Genomic DNA, 21,646 nt, shown 5'->3' on the forward strand with positions numbered 1-21,646 from the left:
AGGTTCTGACGCCATGGCGGATGAAGGCGTATTTATCGGCAAAAGCGGCCTTGCCACAAGCGGCTTGGGCAACGGCGAGGTGGCGCAGACGCTGCTGCTGAAGCGCGCCAACCGGCACGGCCTCATCACCGGCGCCACCGGCACCGGCAAGACGGTGACGCTGCAGGTGCTGGCTGAAGGGTTTTCCAACGCCGGCGTGCCGGTGTTCGCCGCCGACATCAAGGGCGACCTCTCGGGGCTTGCGGCAGCGGGCGAGGGCATGCCGCCCTTCGTCAAGCGGGCGCATGAGATCGGCGTCGAGTACCGGTCCGATCGCTTCCCGGTGGTGTTCTGGGACGTGTTCGGGGTTGAGGGCCATCCCGTGCGCGCCACCATCTCGGACATGGGGCCGCTGCTGCTGTCGCGCCTGCTCGACCTCAACGAGACGCAGGAGGGCGTCCTCAACGTTGTGTTTCGCGTCGCTGACGAGCAGGGCCTGCTGCTCCTCGACCTCAAGGACCTGCGCGCGCTCCTCGGTTATGTCTACGACAACGCGGCGGAACTGAGCGGCCAGTACGGCAATGTCGCCAAGCAGTCGGTCGGCACCATCCAGCGCCGCCTGCTGGTGCTCGAAAACCAGAACGCCGAGAAATTCTTTGGCGAGCCGGCGCTCGAGATCGGCGACCTGATCCGCACCGACCGGGACGGGCGCGGCTTCATCAACATCCTCGCCGCCGACCAGTTGATGAACAATCCGCGCCTCTATGCCACCTTCCTGCTGTGGCTGCTGTCGGAGCTGTTCGAGCACCTGCCCGAGATCGGCGATCCCGACAAGCCGGTGCTGGTGTTCTTCTTCGACGAGGCGCACATTCTGTTCGACAATGCGCCCAAGGCGCTGCTGGCGGCGGTGGAGCGGGTGGTGCGGCTCATCCGCTCCAAGGGGGTGGGCGTCTATTTCGTCACCCAGAACCCGCTCGATATTCCCGACAGCGTGCTCGGCCAGCTCGGCAACCGGGTGCAGCATGCGCTGCGCGCCTTCACCCCGCGCGACCAGAAGGCGGTGCGCGCCGCGGCGCAGACCTTCCGCCAGAACCCGGCCTTCGACACCGAAAAGGTCATCGGCGAACTCGCGGTGGGCGAGGCGCTGGTGTCGCTGCTCGACGCCAAGGGCGCGCCGGAGGTCGTCAGCCGCACGCTGATCGCGCCGCCCTCCGCCCGCGTCGGGCCGCTGACGCCGGAGGAGCGGGCCGCGCTCGTCAAGGACAGCCCGCTGCGCGGCCTCTATGAAAAGGCCATCGACCGCGAATCCGCCTACGAGGTGCTCACGAGCCGCGCCGGGGAGGCGACGGAGGCCGCCAACGCCCCGCCCGCCGAGGAGGGCGCGCTCGGCGGCATCGGCGATCTCATCGGTTCGATCCTCGGCACCAACCGTCCGCGCGGCGGGCGGCTCTCGACCGGCCAGGTCATCGCCCGCGACGTGACCCGCACGGTGACGAATACCGTGCTCGGCCAGATCGCTGCCGACATCGGCCGCAAGGTGGGCGGCAAGACGGGCGGTACCATCGGCCGCGCCATCGTGCGCGGCACGCTCGGCGGCATCCTGCGGCGGTGATTTTCGGGAACTCAAGAGACATTCTGAAGGATAGTTGAAAAATGTCGCAGCTCGACGCGGTTCTGGCCCATATCGACGCCAACCTCGATGCCTCGCTGGAGCGCCTGTTCGCCTTCCTGCGCATCGCCTCGATCTCGACCGATCCGGCCCACGCGGAGGAATGCCGCCGCGCCGCCGAGCATGTGAAGGCCGAACTCGAAGGCCTCGGCTTCGCCGCCGGCGTGCATCCGACGAAGGGCCACCCGGTGGTGCTCGGCCATCAGGCGGGGGCGGGCAAGCCCCATGTGCTGTTCTACGGCCATTACGACGTGCAGCCCGTCGATCCGCTCGACCTGTGGGAAAGCCCGCCGTTCGAGCCGCATATCGATTCACTGTCCGACGGCTCGAAGGTCATCCGCGCCCGCGGCGCTGCCGACGACAAGGGGCAGATCCTGACCTTCCTCGAAGCCCTGCGCGCCTGGAAGGCGGTCACCGGGCGGCTTCCCGTCGACGTGACGGTGCTGATCGAGGGCGAGGAGGAGGTTGGCTCCGTCAATCTGCCGGCCTTCGTGGAGGACAACCTCGCCCGCCTCAAGGCCGACGCCGTGCTGGTGTGCGATACCAACCAGTGGGACGCCGACACGCCCGCCATCACCACCGGCCTGCGCGGGCTGGTGCACGACGAGATCATCGTCCGCACCGCCGACCGCGATCTGCACTCCGGCCTCTTCGGGGGTGCTGCGCAGAACGCCATCCACGTGCTCGCCGGCATCATCGCCGCGCTGCGCGACAAGGACGGGCGCGTCGCCATCCCGGGCTTCTACGAGGGCGTGCCGGAAATCCCGGAGGACGTGCGCGAAGAGTGGCGCGGCCTCGGCCTCGATGCGCAGACCTTCCTCGGCCCGGTCGGGCTCTCCGAACCCGCCGGCGAGAAGGACCGCGACGTCATCGAGCAGATCCAGTCGCGCCCGGCCTTCGACATCAACGGCATCATCGGCGGCTATACCGGCGAGGGCTCCAAGACCGTCATCCCGGCCGAGGCGCGCGCCAAGATCACCTTCCGCCTCGTCGGCGACCAGAACCCGGTCAACGTGCGCGACTTCTTCCGCGCCTACGTGCGCCGCATCATCCCCGCCGACGCGTCCGTGACCTTCGGCGTCGGCGGCGGTGCGCCGGCGGTGTCGGTGCCGCTCGACAGTCCGCTGCTGGCCAAGGCCGCCGGCGCGCTGCGCGACGAATGGGGCAAGGCGCCGGTGACCATCGGCGGCGGCGGCTCGATCCCGATCGTCGCCACCTTCAAGCACCGGCTCGGCGCCGATCCGCTCTTGGTCGGATTCGGCCTGGAAGATGACAGAATTCATTCGCCGAATGAGAAGTACTCGTTGAGAAACTTCCACAAGGGCGCGCGCTCATGGGCGCGAATCCTGCAATCGATTGCCGAATAACGAGGATTATCCGGCGCAATAAATGTCACTTTTCCGTCTCCGTAGCTTTAATACGGTGACATGAAAGAGGCGGATCAAGGACCCCTGTCATCCACTGCAACAGGGGGTTTTCCGATGCGTCTTGCCTCTTCCGTTTTCAGCGCGCTGCTGTTCTCTGCGCTCGTCGCCGTGCCGGCCGCTGCGCAACAGGAGTTCACCGCCACCCTCAAGGGCCATGCCGCGCTGCCGGCGCTCACCATCATCGACCCGCCGGCCGATGCCACCGACAACCTGCGCGTCGTCGGCAAGTACGCCACCGGGGAGGCCGCCCGCGTCGACGAGCCCGAGAGCATCGAGGGCATCAACGACGGCCGCCCCACCGGCATCAAGTTTCCCTTCCGGGGCCAGCCGGTGCAGGGCCATTCCGGCATCAAGGCCGACCGTGACGGCACCTTCTGGGTCATCACCGACAACGGCAGCGGCAACAAGGCGAACTCGCCGGACTCCGCCCTGTTCTTCCATCACTATGACATCGACTGGGAAAAGGGCACGGTGACGCGCCTCAAGACCACCTTCCTGCACGATCCCGACAAGAAGGTGCCCTTCCACATCACCCAGGAAGGCACCGAGAAGCGCTACCTCACCGGCGCCGACTTCGACCTCGAATCCTTCCAGCCGGTGCGCGGCCGGATCTGGTTCGGCGAGGAGTTCGGCCCCTATCTCATCCGCACCGACCGCGACGGCAAGGTGGAAGCGGTGTTCGAGACGGAAGTCGAGGGTAAGGTCATCCGCTCGCCCGATCATTACGCCGTGCGCACCCCCGCCGCGCCCGGCGGCGCGGTCGAGTTCACCGTCCGCCGCTCCAAGGGCTTCGAGGGCATGGCCGCCTCGCCCGACGGCAGGTTCCTCTATCCGCTGCTCGAAGGCGCGCTGTGGGACCCGGCGACCGGCGAGACCGAGAAGGACAACGGCAAGGAATTCCTGCGCATCCTCGAATTCGACGTGGCGAATGAGAAGTGGACCGGCCGCTTCTGGAAATACCCGCTGGAGCAGAACGGCCTCTCCATCGGCGACTTCAACCTGATCGACGCCACCCACGGCCTCATCATCGAGCGCGACGACACCGAAGGCACCGCAAGCCGCGCCTGCCCGGCCGGCGAGAAGCGCCCGGACTGCTTCGCCACCCCGGCGGCGTTCAAGCGCATCTACAAGATCGGGCTCACCGACGAGAACGCGGGCAAGGACGTGCGCAAGATCGGCTACATCGACCTGATGAAGATCCAGGACCCGGACAAGCGCGCTATCCGCGGCGAGAAGAACGGCACGCTCGACTTCCCGTTCTTCACCATCGAGAACGTCGACATCGTCGACGAGGGCCACATCATCGTCGGCAACGACAACAACCTGCCCTTCTCCGCGAGCCGCGACCCCAACAAGGCCGACGACAACGAGTTCGTCCTCCTCGAAGTCAAGGACTTCCTCAACGCCAGGTAATTTTTTGGACTTGGCGTTTGAGCACGCGCATCGGCGTTTTTTGCGACTCGATGTGGTGTACGCGCATCGGCGTTCCGCCTTTTTCGGAGCGGGATGCCCGACACCGAAGTTCAGGGCTCCGGCGGAAGACGCCGGGGCCTTTTGCCGTTCAGCGGCGTCTCGGCAGCGGCACGCGGGCGAGCTTCAGCGCGGCGATGAGCGCGAGCCCATAGGCGAGGCCGCCCCCCAGCGCCACGAGGCCGATGTGGACGATGGCGCGTGCGTGCGTCAGCGTGTCCGTCCACGGGGCGAGTGCGGCGTCGGCCGCCAGCGTTGCGGCGGCGAGCGCGAGCGAGGCCGCGAGGATCGCAGCGAGCGTGCGCGCCAGCACCCTGTCGGGGGCGGTCCACTGCCACCGCTTCGCCAGCACGAACAGCAGGCCGCAGTTCACCCATGCCCCCACGGCGGTGGCGAAGGCGAGCCCGGGAGCGCCCCATTGCGCGCCGATATCCCCCGCGAGCGCGATCTTGAGCGCCACGTTGACGCCGATGCCGATGAGCGAGACAACGGCGGGTGTCGCTGTATCGAGCCGCGAGCGAAAACTCGCCACCAGCGCGGGGATGGCGACGATCGCCGGCAGCCCCAGCGCGTAGGCGGCGAGCACTGTCCCTGCCGCCTGCGCGTCGGCTGCGGTGAAGGCGCCGCGCCCGAACAGCGCGTCCATGATGCGCTCGGGCACCAGCAGGAACGCCACCATGCAGGGCGCGGCGAGCGCCAGCGACAGCGCCAGCGTGCGGTTCTGCGCGCCGTGGGCGGCCGCCTCATCGCCCGCCGCGACGAGGCGGCTCATCTGCGGCAGCAGCACCGTGCCCGCCGCGATGGCGATGACGCCGACCGGCAGCTGGTAGAGCCGGTCGGCGTAATAGATCGACGACACCGCGCCCGTCGGCAGCATCGAGGCGATGATGGTGTCGGCGAAAAGCGCGATCTGCACCCCGGCGGAGCCGACGACGGCGGGACCGAGCGCCTTCAGGAACGCGCGCATGTCGGCATCGAGGCGCGGGCGCGCGAGACGCGGCGCGATGCCGGACCGGGCGGCGTCGCCATAGACGAGCGCAAGCTCCAGCACGCCCGCCGCCGCCACGCCCCACGCGGCGGCGTGGCCCGCCGAGGGGAAGAACCACGCCAGGAGCAGCGCCGCGACGATCGACACGTTGAGCAGCACCGGCGCCGCCGCCGCCGCCGCGAAGCGCCCGACGCCGTTCAGCATGCCGGACACCAGCGTCACCAGCGTGATGAAGAAGAGATAGGGGAAGGTGATGCGCGTCAGGTTGACCGCGAGCGCGAACTTGTCGGGGTCGCTCGTGAAGCCCGGCGCGAGCAGTGCCACCACCTGCGGCATGAAGGCGAAGGCGAGGGCGAGCACGGCCGCCTGCACGATCACCATGACCGTCCAGACGTTGTCGGCGAAGCGCCGGGCGGCGGCCTCGCCCGCGCTCTCGTGCAGGCGGGTGAAGACGGGCACGAAGGCGGCGTTGAACGCGCCCTCGCCGAAAATGGCGCGGAAATGGTTGGGGAGCCGCAGCGCCACGAAGAACGCATCCGCGATGAGGCCAGCACCCAGGATCGCCGCCGTCATGAGGTCGCGCAGGAGCCCGGTGACGCGCGAGAGCAGTGTGAAGCCGCTGACGGATATGAAGTTTTTCAGCATCGCCGCATCAGTCGAGCGCGGCGCCGGCGGCCACCGACAGCGCCTTGCGCATGGCGGCATTCGCCGGATCGCCGGTGACAGTCAGGCCTTCCAGCTTCTCGAAGTCCGAGATCGCCTGCCGGGTGGCGGGGCCCATGAGGCCGTCCGCCGTGATGGCGTAGCCGAGCTTTACCAGCGCCTTCTGCACGCCGAGGACAGCGTTGTTCTGCGCGCCGTTGTTCGACGCGGCGGGCTTCGCCGCCGGAGGCGTGCCCGTGGTGAGGAGTTGGGCGATCGGATCGTTCGCCGCGGGCGCAGCCGGCGCTTGCGCGGCAGGGGCCTGCGCTGAAGGCGCTGTCTGGGCGGGCCTCGCGGCCGGCGCGCCGCTGGTCTCGCGTGGCGGCGGCAGCGGATCGCGCCGTGTCGCCGGGCTTTCCGCCGTCGTCTGGCCGCCGAAGAGCGGCGAGGGATGCGGCCCTTCCTGGGACACGGCGTTGACGATGATCGCGGCCGACAGTGCCGTGGCCAACAGGCCGCCGACCACCGACACCGGCCACCGTTCCAGCGCCCGGAAGGCCAGCTGCACGAGCGCCAGCAGCAGACCGCCGATCAGCGCGAGGCAGGCGGCGGCGAGCCTGCCGGCGACCGCCCCCGCGCCCGAGACGGCGGAGCGCTCCCGGCCCCGCGCACGCGGCCCCGAGGCCGCGGGCCGGCGCGCCCTCGCGGGCGCGGGCGAGCGCCGCACGGCATCGAAATCGGAACGGGCAAGGGCTTCGCGCACGGGTAGGTCGTCTCTCAGTCAGGATGCCCGGTCGAGAGAAAGCCCCCGCCCGGACGAAAAACCGCTGCCCGGCCTGCCGCGGAAAGCGATTCCGCGGCGAGCTGGCCGACGGCTGCCATCATAGGCACGCATGCTTAAGCGAACGCTAAAACCGTCGCCAAAGCTTGGGCGACATGCGGGCCGGCCGCGCGCCGATCATGGCTTGCCGCTCATGGCTTGAAGTGCCGGAGCAAATCGGCCCGGAGGTTGTCGGGAATATCGTGTCCAAGCCTTGTGAGCGCATTGACGAGGCGCTGGCTTCTGTTCCTGCTCGAGGCGGGAGAACCCATTCTTTCGGTGACCTGGCCGTCTTTGATCGCGTCATGGAGCGCCCGATAGTCTTGATCCGTCCGCAAGGCGTGCGTTTCGGACGCCTTGTTGAGGATAGCCTTGACGATCGTTTTCGTGTTGTCATCGAGGGGACCGTCGATGAAAATGGCCCGCAGCACCTCGGCGCCGGCTTCGCCGGACTTCAGCGCGCCCGCTTCCACCCGATTGATCGTGTCGATGATGGCCTGCATGTCAATGGCATTGGCCGGCATGGCATTGGCCTGCATGGCGATGGCTTGCTGCAGGAAGTTGAGCGCGGCGCCTTTCGCGGCTTCGGGAAGGTCCAGTCGCGCGATGTGGCGCGTCAGGATGGCGGTTTCGGCGGCGTGGTCGCCATCGAAAGTCGGTCCCGCAATGTGTTGGAGCTCGCCGATGTCCTCGGCCTCGGACGTGTCCTTGGTCTCGCGGCTGGGCAGCCGAACAACGGGGCCGCTGTCGGAAGCGACTTTCCGGGCGGCGTCCTCGAAGGCGCTGGCGAAGCTGTCGATCGTCCTGCTGTTGCGGACGGACACCGGATTTTTGCCGACCGTGACGCTGCGTTGCTGGTCGCCGATGAATGTGGTGACGGTCAGCGTTTTGTCGTCAGCCGCCCCGTGCGGCGTACCGTCCGGGTTCTGATGGGGGAGGGAGCCATTGATATTTGGCGTAAGGCGGTTGACATCACTCATTATTACTACTCCACGGATATTCATAATAGCATTTCAAGAAGAGAGATGCATACAGGAAGCAATATGTCGCTTGTATAAATCAGATCAGTATGGTTGAAAACAGAAACACAATAGTGCCTAAATTCCAGCGTTGTCTCTCTCCGTCAAGTCTATAGACGGAATGACTGTCAAATTTCGGGGCTATAATAGCCATTTCACGGAGTTGACGCAAGTTCTGCGCTCGCCGGCCGCCGAATTCGTCCGGTCCGGCGGAAACGCCTCCTCAGCCCAGAACGCGGGCGACTTCCTGCCGCAATTCCCCGAGGGAGAACGGTTTCAGCAATATCCCGGCAAGCCTCGTGAGCGATTGCGCGCGCTCGTGCTGGTCGGAATAGCCGGTCATGATCAGGATCGCGAGGTCCGGCCACTGCGTCTGCGCGGCCTGTGCGAGCGCGATGCCGTCCATCAGCGGCATGCGCACGTCGGTGAGCAGCAGGTCGAAGGCGCCGCCCGCGGCGGTGAGGACATCGAGCCCCTCGGCACCGTCGCCTGCGGTTTCCACCCTGTGGCCGTCGAGTTCGAGGCCGCGCTTCAGGAAGGCGCGCACGCTGGCTTCATCGTCAACGAGCAGGATCCGCGCCATCTGTCAGCCTCCGGCCTGCTCGATGACGCCGATATAGGGGAGTTGCCGGAAGGAATGCGCCGCGTCCATGCCGTAGCCGACGACGAACTTGTCCGGGCACTCGAAGCCGACGAAGTCGGGCGTGATCTGCGACACGCGCTTGCCCGGCTTGTCCAGCAGCACGGCGGTCAGCACGCGCCGCGCGCCGCGCGCCACCAGGAGGTCCTTGGCGAAGGCGAGCGTGCGTCCGGATTCGAGGATGTCGTCGAGCAGCAGCACGTCGCGCCCGACCACGTCGCTGTCGATGTCCTTGACGATGGTGACGGTGCCCGACGACACCAGCGCCTGCTTGTAGCTCGACAGCTGGACGAACTCGACCTGCGGCGCGAGACCGGCGCGATGCAGGGCGCGGATCAGGTCGGCGGCGAACATGAAGCTGCCCTTCAGCACCGCGATGACCAGCAGGTTCTGCGGCTTTTCCGCGGCGACCGCGTGCGCGATCGCCTCGTTGCGCGCGGCGATCGCCGCCTCGTCGAACAGGGGGACTATCTTGATGGCCTGGTTCATGCCTGATTCCGCTTGTGATCAAGCGTGCCGGATAGCACTTCGCCGCCCGCCGCTCCAGCCCCGTTCTGCGCCTGCGGGCCTTTTTGTCGTCTTTCCCGCCGCATCTGGCGCGGCGTGTTGAGCGCGGGCGTCAAGCCCTCGCGCATCACGGCGCGGCGCAGCGGCGCGACGAGGCCGAGCGCCAGAAGTCCCGCGCCGCGCAGCAGATTGGCCGGCAGGATATCGGTGAGCAGGGTGCGGTTCAGCAGGTCGATGGCGCCGGTGCGGAATGCCGTGTCCGCCGCCCGCGCCCGCCCGAAGGGTTCGAGAACGCGCGCCGAGCCGATATCGCGGCCCGCCGCCCGCGCGTCGACGAGCGCATCGCGCAGCGCGGCGGCGTCGCGCAGGCCGAGGTTGAGCCCCTGCGCGCCGATGGGGGGAAACACGTGCGCTGCCTCGCCGGCGAGCGCGAGACGCTGGGCCGTGAGCGGGTGCGCCAGCATGCCCGACAGCGGAACCGCGCCGCGCGGCCCCGCGACCCGCATCGCGCCGAGAAGGTGCGCGGCGCGCTCCTCCACGGCGCGGGCGAAGGCGTCGTCGTCGAGGCCGGCGAGATGCGCCGCTGCCTCCGACCCGTTCACCCAGACGAGGCTGGAGCGCCGGCCCGGCAGCGGCACCAGCGTGAAGGGCCCGGCGCGGGTGTGGAACTCGGTCGAGGTGTCGCCGTGGTCGCGCGCGTGCGACAGGATGGCGGTGACGGCCGTCTGCGGATAGGCCCATGTCCTGGTGCCGATGCCGGCGGCGCGGCGCAGCCTCGACCCCCGCCCCTCCGCGCCGACCGCAAGCCGGGCGCTCAGCCGGCGGCCGTCCTCGAGCGTGACGATCGCGGCCTCGGAATCGGCGAAGAAGCCGGCGACCTTGAGCGGAATGGGGGTGAGGTTCGGGCGCGCCGCCGCTTCCGCCGCGAGATGGGCGACGAGCGTCACGTTCTCGATATTGTGGCCGAAGGCAGCGAGGCCGATCTCGCGCGACGAGAACTCCACCGGCGGCGGACGGAACAGGCTGTCGGTTGCGTCGATGAGGCGCATCACCCGCATGGGCGCGGCGTCGGGGGCGATCCGCTCCCACGCGCCGAGCGCGGCGAGGAAGCGCACAGAACCGTCGAGCAGCGCCACCGTGCGCCCGTCGTGCGGCGCGTCCGGCACGCCGACGAGCGCGGTGGAGAACCCTTCGCCGGCGAGCGCCAGCGCGGTCGCGAGCCCGGCGGGCCCCGCACCCGCGACGATGATGTCGAAGTCGATTGCCGTCACGGCAGTTCCCCGGTTCTCCAAACAATCTGATCTGCAAGTCCGATCCGGCAGTCCGATCTGCAAGCCCGCCCTTTGTCAATAGCGGTTCCGGGGCCGGTTCGCAAACTGAGACGTGCGCAAGCTGCGCGATGCGTAAACGAACTGGCGTGCGCCCGCCGGAGAGCGTAACCTCAAAAGTCTACACCATTTTGTCCGTCGTTTTTGTCGATAGTGAATGAGGAGCGCTCCATGAACGCGATTGTCGTGCACGCCTATGGCGGCCCTGAGGTTCTGACCTTCGAAACCGTGCCCGCGCGCCTGCCCGGTCCCGGCGAGGTGCTGATCGCGAACCGGGCGGTCGGGGTGAACTACGTCGACACCTATTTCCGTTCCGGAGTCTACAAGGCTCCTTCGCTGCCGTTCGTGCCCGGCAGCGAGGGGGCGGGCGAGATCGTGGCCGTGGGCGAGGGTGTATCCGAGTTCGCGCCCGGCGACCGGGTTGTCTATTATACGACCCATCTCGGCGCCTATGCCGGCGAGTCGATCATTCCGGCCGCGCACGTGGTGAAACTGCCTGGCGCGATCGGTTTCGAGACCGCCGCCGCGAGCTTCCTGAAAGGGCTCACCGCCGAATACCTGCTGCACCGCACGTTCAAGGTGGCGCCGGGGCACACCATTCTGGTGCATGCGGCGGCGGGCGGCGTCGGCCTCATCCTCACCCAGTGGGCCAAGCACCTCGGCGCGACCGTCATCGCCACGGCGGGCTCGCCGGAGAAGGTGGAGCTGGTGCGCGCCAAGGGGGCCGATCACGTCATCGACTACACGAAGGAGAACTTCGTCGAACGGGTGCGCGAGATCACCGGCGGCAAGGGCGTCGACGTCGTCTACGACGGCGTCGGCAAGGCCACCTACCCGGCCTCGCTCGACGTGCTGCGGCCGCTGGGGCTCTTCGTCAGCTTCGGCAACGCGTCGGGCGTGATCGAGAACTTCGACCTCCTGCTGCTCAGCCGGAAGGGCTCGCTGTTCGTCACCCGCCCGACGCTCGGCACGTTCGCGAACCAGCGCGACATCCTGCTGGAGCAGGCGGAGAACCTGTTCGGCGTCATTGGCGACGGCACGGTGGACATCGCCATCAACGCCCGCTATCCGCTCGCCCAGGCGGCGGACGCCCACCGCGCGCTGGAGGGCCGCAAGACGACCGGCGCGACCGTGCTGCTGCCGTAACCTTTACGGGCGGGATTCGGGGGAAGGCCGCGCGGCCTTCCCCCGTATCCGCCACCATCCGCCGTGCACGAGCAGCATCAGGAGCGCCAGCACGAAGGGAATGAGGTAGTAGAACACCCGGAACAGCAGCACCGCGCCGAGCACGCCCTCGCGCGGCAGGTGAGAGAGCGCGATCAGCATCGTGGCCTCGAACACGCCGAGCCCGCCGGGCGAATGGCTGACGATGCCGAGCATGCAGGCGAGCACATAGACGGCGAGGAACGTCTCGAAGCTGAGCCCGTGGCCGCCGGGAAGCAGCACGAACAGCACCGCGGCGGCGGCGCACACATCGCCCGCGCCGAGCAGGGTCTGCCCCAGCGACAGCCGGAAGCCCGGCAGGTCGAGCCGCCAGCCGCGCACCACCACCGCCCGCCGCTTGAGCGACACCCAGACGAAATAGGCCACCAGCAACGCCGCCACGCCGACGCCCGCCGCCTGCAGCAGCGACGGGTTGAGCCGCAGGATGGGGTTCAGCGCCTCGGCCTCGCGCATCAGACTCCACGCCAGCACGCCGCCCATGCCGAGCCAGAAGGTGATGCCGGCGATCACCGTCAGAGAGGCGATCTTCCACGTTTTCAGCCCGTGCGGCGAGTAGATCCAGTAGCGCACCGTGCCCGAGGTCACCACCGGGAAGCCGAGCGTGAAACTCACCGCATAGCTCGTGAAGGAGGCGAGCGCCGTCACGTGATAGGCGATGCGCTCGCCGAGCTGGCGCAGGGCGAGAAAGTCGTAGCCGGTGAGCAGCGTGTAGCTGACGACGGTGAACAGCAGGGCGAGCGATTCCTGCCGGGGGCTCGCCGAGCGCAGCGCCGCGCGCACCTGCGCGGCGTCCATTTCGTGCGCCAGATGCCACAGCGCCACCAGGGCGGCAAGGAAGATGCCGGCGCTGAGCAGCGCACCCAGCATCGACAGCCGCCGGCGGCGGCGCACCAGTGCCTGCCAGCGTTCGCGACGGCGTTGCGAATCGGAGAGCAACCCGGTGTCTTCGGTCGGCATGCGTATCCCGGAGCAGTTTGCATTCAAATTGAATGCAAGTTGCGGAAAACTATAAAAAGGAGAGCGGTTTGCATGGCGCATCCCGATTCCCTATGAACGCAACCCGCTCTCATCGGCTGCAACGCGTCAGCCGGTCAGGTGCGCGTCGAGGGCTCGGTGAAACGGGCGCCGCGTCGCAGCCGCTGTATCACAGGATGGCCGGGATTAGAAATGACCGCGGGTCCGCCGTGGCATGCGCGGGAGAGGGCTGCCCGCATGATCGCCGAATCGGAGCCTGTTCCACAACCCGCTCCGATTCCTGCAGTTTTTCGTGCCATGCGTTCAGGCGCCGCCCTCATCCTCGTGCGTGATCCGCAGCGGCCCGCGCTCCGGGGCGCGGCGCAGGGCAAGGTCGAGCACCGCTTCCACGCGCACCAGCCGGCGGTCGATGTCGACCGCGAGCGCGGCGAGCTTCTCCACCTTCTCGCCCTGCTGCCTGACCCGCTCCTCGATCAGGATGATGGAGCGAATCGCCTCCATCGCGTCGCGCAGGGCGCTCACGCCGCCCGCCCCTTCTCCTTGGCGGCGAAATGGGCCAGCGCGGCGTCGAGCGCCGCATCGGCCCGGTCGAGCTGGGCGAGTGTTTTCGCGCGCGCAGCCTCGAGCGCTGCGAGCAGCAGGGCGAGTTCGCGTTCCTCTTCCTCCTGCCGGCCGCGCGCCGACGCCGCCTCGGGGTCGAAGCTCTGCAGGCTGCGGCGCACGTATTCCGCCGTGGACACGCCAAGCCGGCGCGCCCGCGATTCGACCTGGCGCTTGTCCTCGGAAGAGATGGGTACGATCAGTCGCTCGGATGCGACGGCGCTCATGATGACCTCCGGCGAAAACTTATACATGTATAAGTACATGTATAATATAGGGCAAGGCCGCCCGTTCCGCAATGGGGCGTCAGGTTTCCGGTGTCAGGCTTCCTTTGCGGCAGCCGGGTCCGAATGGCAGACGGCTTCCAGATTGTAGCCGTCGGGGTCGAGAATGAAGGCGGCGTAGTAGTGGGGATGATATTGCGGCCGCAGGCCGGGCCCGCCGTTGTCCGTGCCGCCCGCAGCCACCGCCGCCGCGTAGAAGGCGTCCACCGCCTCTCTCGACGCCGCACTGAAGGCGAAATGCACCAGCGGCGGTTGGGGATTGCTACGGACGATCCAGAAATCGCCCGCCGGATCGAGCGACTTGCCGTTCCCCTCCGGCACGCCGAAGCCGGCGGCGTCACCGAAATCGTTGATCAGGCGATAGCCGAGCGGCGTCAGGGCGGCGGTGTAGAACCGCTTGCTGCGATCGAAATCGGAGACGTTTATGCTGAAGTGGTCAAGCATGGGCTGCCTCCCGCAACTGACAACATGCCCAGGCCCCGCGCGCAATCGATCCTACACGACCGGGGCGCGATCCGGAACGGCGTCCGCGACAAAAACCCCGGCGGAAGTCCGCCGGGGTCGAGTTCGTCCGAATTTTCGCGAGACGCGGGATCAGTCGGCCTGCTCGGGAGCCTCGGCCTTCTGCTTCGCAGCAGCCGCATCCTTGGCCTCCAGGTCCTCGCCGGTCTCCTGATCGACGGCCTTCATCGACAGGCGCACCTTGCCGCGATCGTCGAAGCCGAGCAGCTTGACCTTGACCTTCTGGCCTTCCTTGACCACGTCCGTGACCTTGGCGACGCGGCTTGCCGCGAGCTGCGAGATGTGGACGAGGCCGTCGCGCGCGCCGAAGAAGTTCACGAACGCGCCGAATTCGGCGGTCTTGACCACCGTGCCCTCGTAGATGGCATTGAGCTCCGGCTCGGCCGCGATGGAGCGGATCCAGTTGATCGCCGCCGTGATCGACTTGGTGTCGGACGAGGCGATCTTGACCGTGCCGTCGTCGCCGATGTCGATCTTGGCGCCGGTCTTCTCCACGATCTCGCGGATGACCTTGCCGCCGGAGCCGATGACTTCGCGGATCTTGTCCTGCGGGATCTTCAGCGTCTCGATGCGGGGCGCGTATTCGCCCAGCTCCGCGCGGGCGGAGGCGAGCGCCTTGCCCATCTCGCCGAGGATGTGCAGGCGGCCGGCGCGCGCCTGATCAAGCGCGACGCGCATGATCTCCTCGGTGATGCCGGCGATCTTGATGTCCATCTGCAGCGCGGTGATGCCCGAATCCGTGCCCGCCACCTTGAAGTCCATGTCGCCCAGATGATCCTCGTCGCCGAGGATGTCGGAGAGAACGGCGTAGCGGTCACCCTCGAGGATGAGGCCCATGGCGATGCCCGCGACCGGGCGGCGCAGCGGCACGCCCGCGTCCATCAGCGCCAGCGACGTGCCGCACACGGTCGCCATCGACGAGGAGCCGTTCGACTCGGTGATCTCGGAGACGGCGCGGATCGTGTAGGGGAACTCGTGGTGCGCAGGCAGCAGCGGATGCACGGCGCGCCACGCCAGCTTGCCGTGGCCGATCTCGCGCCGGCCCGGCGAGCCGATGCGGCCCGTCTCGCCGACCGAGAAGGGCGGGAAGTTGTAGTGCAGCAGGAAGGTCTCCTTGCGGGTGCCTTCGAGCGAATCGATGAACTGCTCGTCGTCGCCGGTGCCGAGCGTCGCCACCACGATGGCCTGCGTCTCGCCGCGCGTGAACAGCGCCGAACCGTGGGTGCGCGGCAGGAAGCCGACCTGCGAGAGGATCGGGCGCACGGTCTTCACCTCGCGCCCGTCGATGCGCTTGCCGGTGTCGAGAATGTTCCAGCGCACGATCTTGGCCTGCACTTCCTTGAACACGCCCTTGACCTTCTCGGCGTCGAAGCGCGGGTTCTCGGGATCGGCCAGCGCCGCGAGCACCCTCGCCTTCGCCGCGTCGACCGCGCCGTAGCGCTGCTGCTTGTCGACGAGCTGATAGGCGGCGCGCAGATCGGCCTCGCCGACCTCGAGCACGGCCTTCTCGATCTCGGAAACGTCCTCGGCGGCGATGTCGCGCGGCTCCTTGGCGGCCTTTTCGGCCAGGCGGATGATCGCGTCGATGACCGGCTGGAACGCCTTGTGGCCGAACACCACGGCGCCGAGCATGACCTCCTCGGACAGCTCCTTGGCTTCCGATTCGACCATCAGCACCGCCTCGCTCGTGCCCGCGACCACGAGGTCGAGGTCGGTGTCCTCACGCTGCGCCGAGGTCGGGTTGAGGGTGTATTCGCCGTTGGAATAGGCGACGCGCGCCGCGCCGATCGGCCCGGTGAACGGCACGCCCGAGAGCGTCAGCGCGGCGGAGGCCGCGACCATCGACAGCACGTCGGGGTCGTTCTCCAGGTCGTGCGAGAGCACGGTGACGATGATCTGGGTGTCGTTGCGCCAGCCATCGACGATGAGGGGGCGGATCGGGCGGTCGATGAGGCGCGAGACCAGCGTCTCGTGCTCGCTCGGACGGCCCTCACGCTTGAAGTAGCCGCCCGGAATGCGGCCGGCGGCATAGGCTTTTTCCTGATAGTTGACGGTAAGCGGCAGGAAGTCGATGCCCGGCTTCACATCCTTGGCGGCGACCACGGTGGCGAGCACCGTGGTCTCGCCGAGCGTCGCCAGCACGGCGCCGTCGGCCTGGCGGGCGATGCGTCCGGTCTCCAGGGTGAGCTTGGTGCCGCCCCAGTTGATTTCCTCGCGTTGAATATCGAACATGTTTCTCTCTCTTGGCTTCGGCCGCCATCAGCAAACTAAAGGCTGGGCGGCCGCGGATCCGGGCGCGGGCCCCTGCAGGCCCTGCGCGCCCTGGTTCGGAAAGCCATGAGCAAGACGGCACGACGCTTCACCGGCAAAGCGCCCTGCGATCCTGCCATGGCCGTTTTCCGGCGGAAGGCGCGGCCCGCGACGGCGGGCCTTGCCAGCCTCGCAACGCCCTCTGGCAGGTGGGCGTTGTCCGAGGATTGCCGATTCCGCCTCGCGGCGGATCAGCGGATCATATGCAAACGCCCGGGACGACGTGCGCCTCCCGGACCGTTACGGCGTTTCTCCGGTCCGCGGTTCAGCGGCGGAGGCCGAGGCGGCCGATCAGCGTGCGATACCGCTCGTCGTCCTTGCCTTTCAGGTAGTCCAGCAGCTTGCGGCGCTGGGAGACGAGCTTGAGCAGACCGCGGCGGGAGTGGTTGTCCTTGGCGTGGGTCTTGAAGTGCTCGGTCAGGTTGACGATCCGCTCCGTCAGGATGGCGACCTGCACTTCCGGCGAACCGGAATCGTTGGCCACGCGGGCGTATTCCTTGACGAGCTCCTGCTTGCGCTCCGGCGTAATCGACATCGGGTCTTCCTTTCCGTTGTGGGCGCGTCAGTGGGCGCCGCTGAGGTTGAAAACGCGGCGGGCAACGATCTCCCCCGCTTCCAGATCCGCCACGGCGACGAGTCGCCCCTGGCAGGTCACGGCAAGCGGGCCCTGGATGATCGGCGCGTCCCGTCCGCGCAGCAGTACGGTCTGGCCCCGCGCGAGCCTGACCGCATCCGCCCGGTTGACGGCCAGCGCCGGGATGTCGTCCAGCGCGGTCTCAACGGGCAGAAGCACTTGTGGCAGCAATGCCGGCGCGATCGTCTGATCGCCCCGATGATCGTTATCGATCTCGCCACTTTGGGGCTTATGACTCAATTCCTGCAATGTCGCCAGCGAAATCGTCCGATCCAGCCGGAACGGCCCCACGCGCGTGCGCCGCAGGGCGCAGACGTGGCCGAGGCAGCCGAGCGCCCGCCCGAGGTCGCGGGCGATGGCGCGCACATAGGTGCCCTTGCCGCATTCGGCCTCGAGCGTGCTCGTCGTGCCGGTGTGCTCGATGAGCGACAGCCGGTGGATGATCACGGGCCGGGCCGCCAGTTCCACCTCCTCGCCCTCGCGGGCGAGATCGTAGGCGCGCTCGCCGTCGATCTTGATGGCGGAAAAGCGCGGCGGCACCTGCATTAGGTCGCCGGTGAAGCGCGGCAGGGCCGCTTCCACCTCCGCGCGCGAGGGGTGCTTGCCGGTGCGCGCCGTCACCTGGCCCTCGGTGTCGTCGGTATCCGTCTCCGCGCCCCAGCTCACGGTGAAGGCATAGGCCTTGCGGCCCTCCATCACGTAGGGAACGGTCTTCGTCGCCTCGCCGAGCGCGATCGGCAGGATGCCGGAGGCGAGCGGGTCCAGCGTGCCGGCGTGGCCGGCCTTGCGGGCGTTGAACAGGCGCTTGGCGACGGCGACCGCGTGGGTGGATGTCATCCCGACCGGCTTGTCGAGGACGAGCCACCCGTTGATGTCCTGCTTGCGCGACCGGTTCTCGTGCGGGCGGCGTTTTTTCGGACCGCGCCCATCCGGCTGAGGCGCCGTTGCGGTGTCGTTTGCCGGGGGTTCCGGCTGGTCGTTTTCAGCGGTCATGATCGCCGTCGTCATCGTCTGCGCCGTCGTCCTCATCTGTCTGCCCATGCGCGTTCACCCGGTTGGCGCGCAGCAGGCTGTCGATATGGCCCGCCTCGTCGAACGATTCGTCGAAACGGAAACGGATGTCGGGCGCGTAGCGCAGGTTGACGCGGTGTGCCAGCTCCGCGCGGATGACCTTGCGGTTGCGCTCCAGCGCGGCGAGCACCGGTTGCACGTCCTTGCCGCCGAGCGGGATGATATAGGCGGTGGCGAGACGCAGGTCCGGCGACATGCGCACCTCGGGCACGGTGATGACATGGGAGGCGAGCACGTCGTCGTGCACCTCGCCGCGCATCAGGATCTCGGCCAGCGCATGGCGCACGAGTTCGCCGACACGCAATACGCGTTGGCTCGGGCCACTGCCCGCATCGACTTTTCTTCGAGACATTAGATTCATCGTCCCCCGGGGTCGGACCGGGGCCTTTCCAGTGTTCAAAATCAGTTTCTTACAGGTTCTTGCCCCGGCGCGACGGAGCGCGCCGGGTTTCTGCATTCCGTCAAAGGCGGTTGCCCGCGCCCGCCGTCACAGCGAGCGGCGAATCTCCTCGACGGTGTAGCACTCGATGATGTCGCCGACGCGCATGTCCTGATAGCTCTCGAACGACATGCCGCACTCCTGGCCCGCCACGACTTCCCTGGCGTCGTCCTTGAAGCGCTTGAGCTGCGACAGCTTGCCCTCGTGGATGACGACGTTGTCGCGGATGAGGCGCACGTTCGCCCCCTTCTGCACCACGCCGTCGGTGACGAGGCAGCCCGCCACCTTGCCTACCTTCGACACGCTGAAGATCTCGCGGATCTCGGCGTTGCCGAGCATGTGCTCGCGCAGCGTCGGCGCGAGAAGGCCCGACATGGCCGCCTTCACATCATCGACGAGGTTGTAGATGATGTTGTAGTAGCGAATCTCGATGCCCGCCCGTTCGGCCGCCTCGCGGGCTTCCTTGTTGGCGCGCACGTTGAAGCCGATCACCACCGCCCCCGACGCCTCCGCCAGCGTGATGTCCGATTCGGTGATGCCGCCGACACCCGCATGGATGATCCGCGCCGCGACCTCCTCGTTGCCGGCCTTCTCCAGCATGCCGACGATGGCCTCGGACGAGCCCTGCACGTCCGCCTTGACGACGAGCGCGAACTCCTTGCGGCCGGCGCCTTCCCTGAGGTCGCGCATCATGTCCGCGAGCGAGCGCGCCGCGCCGGCGCCGCGCACGGCGGCGAGGTCGCGCTTCTGGCGGATGCGGTAGCCGGTGATCTCGCGCGCGCGTGCTTCCGATTCGACCACCGCGACGCGGTCGCCCGCCTCCGGCGTGCCGTTGAAGCCGAGCACCTCGGCGGGAACCGAAGGCCCCGCCTCGCGGATCTGCGCGCCGGTGTCGGCGATGAGCGCCCGCACGCGGCCCCATTCCGAGCCCGCGACCACGATGTCGCCGACCCTGAGCGTGCCGCGCTGTACCAGCACCGTGGCGACCGGACCGCGGCCGCGGTCGAGCTTGGCCTCGATGACCGTGCCCTCGGCCGAATGTTCGGGGTTCGCCTTCAGCTCCAGGATCTCGGCCTGGAGCTGCAGACCTTCGAGCAGCTTGTCGAGATTGGTGCCGACCTTGGCCGAGACCTCGAACTCCAGCGCTTCGCCGCCCATCGATTCGACCATGACGCCGTGCTGCAGCAGCTCGGTGCGCACCCGTTGCGGGTTGGCGTCGGGCTTGTCGATCTTGTTGATCGCCACGATCAGCGGCACCTGCGCCGCCGCGGCGTGGTTGATGGCCTCGATGGTCTGCGGCATGACGCCGTCATCGGCCGCCACCACGAGCACGACGATGTCCGTGACCTTGGCGCCGCGCGCGCGCATCGCCGTGAACGCGGCGTGGCCGGGCGTGTCGATGAAGGTGATCTTGCCGCCGAGCGGCGACGTCACCTGGTAGGCGCCGATGTGCTGCGTGATGCCGCCCGCCTCGCCGGACACGACGTTGGCGTTGCGGATCGCATCGAGCAGCGACGTCTTGCCGTGGTCGACGTGGCCCATGATCGTGACCACCGGCGGACGCGCCACCAGATCGGCCGGATTGTCGTCGGCGGTGTCGAACAGGCCCTCCTCGACGTCGGCCTCGGCCACGCGCTTGACCGTGTGGCCGAGTTCCTCGGCGATGAGCTGGGCGGTGTCGGCGTCGATCACGTCGGTGATCTTGTGCATCTGGCCCTGCTTCATCAGCAGGCGAATCACGTCGACGCCGCGCTCGGCCATGCGCAGGGCGAGCTCCTGGATGGTGATCGTCTCGGGGACCGTCACCTCGCGGCTGATCTTTTCCTTCGGCTCCACGATCTGCTGGCCGCGCATGCGCTGCTGCCGGCGGCGGTAGGCCGCGACGGAATGCGTGCGCTCCTCGTCGGCGCCGGACGTGGCGGCGGACACGGTGAGGCGACCGCGACGGCGTTCGTCGGCGGCTCCCTTGGCGGGTTTGGGCGCGGGCGGCAGGGCGGGGCGGACGCCCGGACGGCGAACCGGACGCGGGCCTTCGTCATCGGCTTCGGTGCGGGTGCGTGCGGCGGCCGGCGCCGGCGTTCCCGCCGGCCGGCGGGGCGCGGCTGTGTCAGCCGCTGCCGGAGCAGCCGCGGCGGCGGGCCGTGCTGGCGGCCGCTCGGGGCGGGTGGCGGGGGCCGTGCTCTCGCCGGACGCACCCAGACGGCGACGCGCCTCCTCCTCGGAGCGACGCTTGATCTCGTCCTCCTGGCGACGGCGCTCCTCCTCCTCGCGCTTGCGCGCCTCGGCGGCCTCGCGCTCGACCTTTTCACGCGCCTCGCGCTCGGCGCGCAGTTTCGCTTCCTCGACGGCGCGGCGGCGCTCCTCTTCCTCGCGCCGCTTCGCCTCGGCCAGAGCCTGCAGGCGCGCGTCGCGCTCGTCGTCGGTGAGGGTGCGCAGCACCACGCCCGATCCGCCGCGCTGCCCGCCCGGCCGGTTGCCGGGGCGTCCACCCGCGCCGGGGCGGCCACCCTGACCGGGGATCGGACGTCCCTGGGGTGCGGGCGGCGTGCGGACTGGGGCGGGCGGCGGTGCGGGGGGCGTGCGCGGGCTCTGCCGCGGCTGGCTCGCGGCGGGCGCATCGGCGGCGGTGTCCCGGGCGGGCGCATGGCGCGGCGTTTCCGCTGCTGCGCCGGAGCGCGCAGGCGCGGCGGCCTCCGCTGTCGCAGCCCTGGCGGGAGGCGCGGCCGGCGCCGCGGCGCGTTCGCCCGTGGCTTCGCCCGCCTTGGGCGCCCCGGTCTCGGTCGTCCTGGCTTCGGCGGCCCTGCTCTCGGTGGCCCTGGCCTCGGTGGCGGCCCTGGTCTCGGCGGCGGCCGGCGTCCTCTGCTCTTCGGCCCGGGCGGGGGCTGCCGGAGCCGGCGCGGGCGCGGCTTCCTTCGCTTCCGCGGCGGCGGGGGCGATCACCCTGCGCTTGACCTTCTCCACCACCACGGCCTTGCTGCGGCCGTGCGAGAAACTTTGGCGCACGACACCCTGCTCGACAGGCCGCTTTAGCGTCAGCGTCTTCGTGGGCGTCACGCTCAGCGTCTTGTCGTTCGGGTTCTTTGTATCACTCATTACGT

19 protein-coding genes are annotated in these 21,646 nt (G+C 68.6%); 4 read left to right on the forward strand and 15 right to left on the reverse strand.

The features are described 5' to 3' along the window. Positions 1–13: 13 nt before the first annotated feature. The 3 genes from ACUSIJ_RS02555 to ACUSIJ_RS02565 all read left to right on the forward strand — a co-directional run bounded on the left by ACUSIJ_RS02555 (position 14) and on the right by ACUSIJ_RS02565 (position 4,488). The gene (locus tag ACUSIJ_RS02555; protein ID WP_449306792.1) at positions 14–1,591 is read left to right on the forward strand and encodes a helicase HerA-like domain-containing protein; all 1,578 of its coding nucleotides are present in this window, start codon (positions 14–16) and stop codon (positions 1,589–1,591) included. Positions 1,592–1,632: 41 nt separating this feature from the next. Further along, positions 1,633–3,015 carry a dipeptidase gene (locus ACUSIJ_RS02560; protein WP_449306793.1) on the forward strand — a complete coding sequence of 461 codons (1,383 nt, stop codon included), beginning with the start codon at positions 1,633–1,635 and terminating at the stop codon, positions 3,013–3,015. 114 nt (positions 3,016–3,129) lie between these two features. Next, entirely contained in the window at positions 3,130–4,488 is a 1,359-nt protein-coding gene (locus ACUSIJ_RS02565; protein ID WP_449306794.1) for an esterase-like activity of phytase family protein, read from the forward strand. A 148-nt stretch (positions 4,489–4,636) separates the two neighbouring features. Here the strand turns inward: ACUSIJ_RS02565 and murJ are convergent, their stop codons facing one another. The 6 genes from murJ to ACUSIJ_RS02595 form a co-directional block, all read right to left on the reverse strand. Next, positions 4,637–6,178, reverse strand: a complete 1,542-nt coding sequence (murJ, locus tag ACUSIJ_RS02570) for a murein biosynthesis integral membrane protein MurJ (RefSeq protein WP_449306795.1) — start codon at positions 6,176–6,178, stop codon at positions 4,637–4,639. Positions 6,179–6,185: 7 nt separating this feature from the next. After that, on the reverse strand, positions 6,186–6,938 hold the full coding sequence (locus ACUSIJ_RS02575) for a peptidoglycan-binding domain-containing protein (protein WP_449306796.1): 753 nt from the start codon (positions 6,936–6,938) through the stop codon (positions 6,186–6,188). Positions 6,939–7,147: 209 nt separating this feature from the next. After that, positions 7,148–7,975 (reverse strand): hypothetical protein, encoded by an 828-nt coding sequence (locus ACUSIJ_RS02580; RefSeq protein WP_449306797.1) that lies wholly within the window; start codon positions 7,973–7,975, stop codon positions 7,148–7,150. Positions 7,976–8,237: 262 nt separating this feature from the next. Next, complete coding sequence (locus ACUSIJ_RS02585) at positions 8,238–8,597, reverse strand: response regulator (RefSeq protein ID WP_449306798.1); 360 nt, start codon at positions 8,595–8,597, stop codon at positions 8,238–8,240. A gap of 3 nt (positions 8,598–8,600) precedes the next feature. Beyond that, a complete protein-coding gene (gene hpt / locus ACUSIJ_RS02590) occupies positions 8,601–9,143 on the reverse strand; it encodes a hypoxanthine phosphoribosyltransferase (RefSeq protein WP_449306799.1) in 543 nt (180 codons plus the stop codon). After that, on the reverse strand, positions 9,140–10,432 hold the full coding sequence (locus ACUSIJ_RS02595) for a UbiH/UbiF family hydroxylase (protein WP_449306800.1): 1,293 nt from the start codon (positions 10,430–10,432) through the stop codon (positions 9,140–9,142). Before ACUSIJ_RS02595 ends, hpt begins: the two co-directional genes overlap by 4 nt. A 228-nt stretch (positions 10,433–10,660) precedes the next feature. Here ACUSIJ_RS02595 and ACUSIJ_RS02600 point away from each other — a divergent pair, with 228 nt between their 5' ends. After that, on the forward strand, positions 10,661–11,635 hold the full coding sequence (locus tag ACUSIJ_RS02600) for a quinone oxidoreductase family protein (protein WP_449306801.1): 975 nt from the start codon (positions 10,661–10,663) through the stop codon (positions 11,633–11,635). 3 nt (positions 11,636–11,638) lie between these two features. On the opposite strand, the gene ACUSIJ_RS02605 is transcribed toward ACUSIJ_RS02600, so the two are convergent. The 9 genes from ACUSIJ_RS02605 to infB all read right to left on the reverse strand — a co-directional run bounded on the left by ACUSIJ_RS02605 (position 11,639) and on the right by infB (position 21,641). Further along, positions 11,639–12,670: a lysylphosphatidylglycerol synthase domain-containing protein gene (locus ACUSIJ_RS02605; protein ID WP_449306802.1), complete on the reverse strand. Its 1,032-nt coding sequence runs from the start codon at positions 12,668–12,670 to the stop codon at positions 11,639–11,641. A 321-nt stretch (positions 12,671–12,991) separates the two neighbouring features. Continuing rightward, positions 12,992–13,210: a hypothetical protein gene (locus ACUSIJ_RS02610; RefSeq protein ID WP_449306803.1), complete on the reverse strand. Its 219-nt coding sequence runs from the start codon at positions 13,208–13,210 to the stop codon at positions 12,992–12,994. After that, a complete protein-coding gene (locus tag ACUSIJ_RS02615) occupies positions 13,207–13,515 on the reverse strand; it encodes a hypothetical protein (RefSeq protein ID WP_449306804.1) in 309 nt (102 codons plus the stop codon). Before ACUSIJ_RS02615 ends, ACUSIJ_RS02610 begins: the two co-directional genes overlap by 4 nt. 93 nt (positions 13,516–13,608) lie before the next feature. Beyond that, positions 13,609–14,016: a VOC family protein gene (locus ACUSIJ_RS02620; protein WP_449306805.1), complete on the reverse strand. Its 408-nt coding sequence runs from the start codon at positions 14,014–14,016 to the stop codon at positions 13,609–13,611. Between the two features lie 150 nt (positions 14,017–14,166). Beyond that, complete coding sequence (pnp, locus tag ACUSIJ_RS02625; RefSeq protein WP_449306806.1) at positions 14,167–16,326, reverse strand: polyribonucleotide nucleotidyltransferase; 2,160 nt, start codon at positions 16,324–16,326, stop codon at positions 14,167–14,169. Between the two features lie 343 nt (positions 16,327–16,669). After that, the gene (gene rpsO, locus ACUSIJ_RS02630; RefSeq protein ID WP_449306807.1) at positions 16,670–16,939 is read right to left on the reverse strand and encodes a 30S ribosomal protein S15; all 270 of its coding nucleotides are present in this window, start codon (positions 16,937–16,939) and stop codon (positions 16,670–16,672) included. 27 nt (positions 16,940–16,966) lie between these two features. After that, complete coding sequence (gene truB / locus ACUSIJ_RS02635) at positions 16,967–18,067, reverse strand: tRNA pseudouridine(55) synthase TruB (protein WP_449306986.1); 1,101 nt, start codon at positions 18,065–18,067, stop codon at positions 16,967–16,969. After that, positions 18,021–18,461 carry a 30S ribosome-binding factor RbfA gene (gene rbfA / locus ACUSIJ_RS02640; RefSeq protein WP_449306808.1) on the reverse strand — a complete coding sequence of 147 codons (441 nt, stop codon included), beginning with the start codon at positions 18,459–18,461 and terminating at the stop codon, positions 18,021–18,023. Before rbfA ends, truB begins: the two co-directional genes overlap by 47 nt. A gap of 135 nt (positions 18,462–18,596) precedes the next feature. Further along, positions 18,597–21,641, reverse strand: coding sequence for a translation initiation factor IF-2 (gene infB, locus ACUSIJ_RS02645; protein WP_449306809.1), 3,045 nt, complete (start codon positions 21,639–21,641; stop codon positions 18,597–18,599). Between the last annotated feature and the right edge of the window lie 5 nt (positions 21,642–21,646).

This window comes from Pseudochelatococcus sp. B33, assembly GCF_053570585.1.

What these genes read in the sequence shown, in the direction of transcription:
- ACUSIJ_RS02620 (WP_449306805.1), bottom strand. Translation starts at nt 14,016, where the DNA reads ATGCTTGACCACTTCAGCATAAACGTCTCCGATTTCGATCGCAGCAAG.
- ACUSIJ_RS02585 (WP_449306798.1), bottom strand. Translation starts at nt 8,597, where the DNA reads ATGGCGCGGATCCTGCTCGTTGACGATGAAGCCAGCGTGCGCGCCTTC.
- truB (WP_449306986.1), bottom strand. Translation starts at nt 18,067, where the DNA reads ATGAGGACGACGGCGCAGACGATGACGACGGCGATCATGACCGCTGAA.
- ACUSIJ_RS02580 (WP_449306797.1), bottom strand. Translation starts at nt 7,975, where the DNA reads ATGAGTGATGTCAACCGCCTTACGCCAAATATCAATGGCTCCCTCCCC.
- hpt (WP_449306799.1), bottom strand. Translation starts at nt 9,143, where the DNA reads ATGAACCAGGCCATCAAGATAGTCCCCCTGTTCGACGAGGCGGCGATC.
- ACUSIJ_RS02565 (WP_449306794.1), top strand. Translation starts at nt 3,130, where the DNA reads ATGCGTCTTGCCTCTTCCGTTTTCAGCGCGCTGCTGTTCTCTGCGCTC.
- infB (WP_449306809.1), bottom strand. Translation starts at nt 21,641, where the DNA reads ATGAGTGATACAAAGAACCCGAACGACAAGACGCTGAGCGTGACGCCC.
- ACUSIJ_RS02605 (WP_449306802.1), bottom strand. Translation starts at nt 12,670, where the DNA reads ATGCCGACCGAAGACACCGGGTTGCTCTCCGATTCGCAACGCCGTCGC.
- ACUSIJ_RS02560 (WP_449306793.1), top strand. Translation starts at nt 1,633, where the DNA reads ATGTCGCAGCTCGACGCGGTTCTGGCCCATATCGACGCCAACCTCGAT.
- ACUSIJ_RS02555 (WP_449306792.1), top strand. Translation starts at nt 14, where the DNA reads ATGGCGGATGAAGGCGTATTTATCGGCAAAAGCGGCCTTGCCACAAGC.
- ACUSIJ_RS02600 (WP_449306801.1), top strand. Translation starts at nt 10,661, where the DNA reads ATGAACGCGATTGTCGTGCACGCCTATGGCGGCCCTGAGGTTCTGACC.
- pnp (WP_449306806.1), bottom strand. Translation starts at nt 16,326, where the DNA reads ATGTTCGATATTCAACGCGAGGAAATCAACTGGGGCGGCACCAAGCTC.
- rbfA (WP_449306808.1), bottom strand. Translation starts at nt 18,461, where the DNA reads ATGTCTCGAAGAAAAGTCGATGCGGGCAGTGGCCCGAGCCAACGCGTA.
- rpsO (WP_449306807.1), bottom strand. Translation starts at nt 16,939, where the DNA reads ATGTCGATTACGCCGGAGCGCAAGCAGGAGCTCGTCAAGGAATACGCC.
- ACUSIJ_RS02615 (WP_449306804.1), bottom strand. Translation starts at nt 13,515, where the DNA reads ATGAGCGCCGTCGCATCCGAGCGACTGATCGTACCCATCTCTTCCGAG.
- murJ (WP_449306795.1), bottom strand. Translation starts at nt 6,178, where the DNA reads ATGCTGAAAAACTTCATATCCGTCAGCGGCTTCACACTGCTCTCGCGC.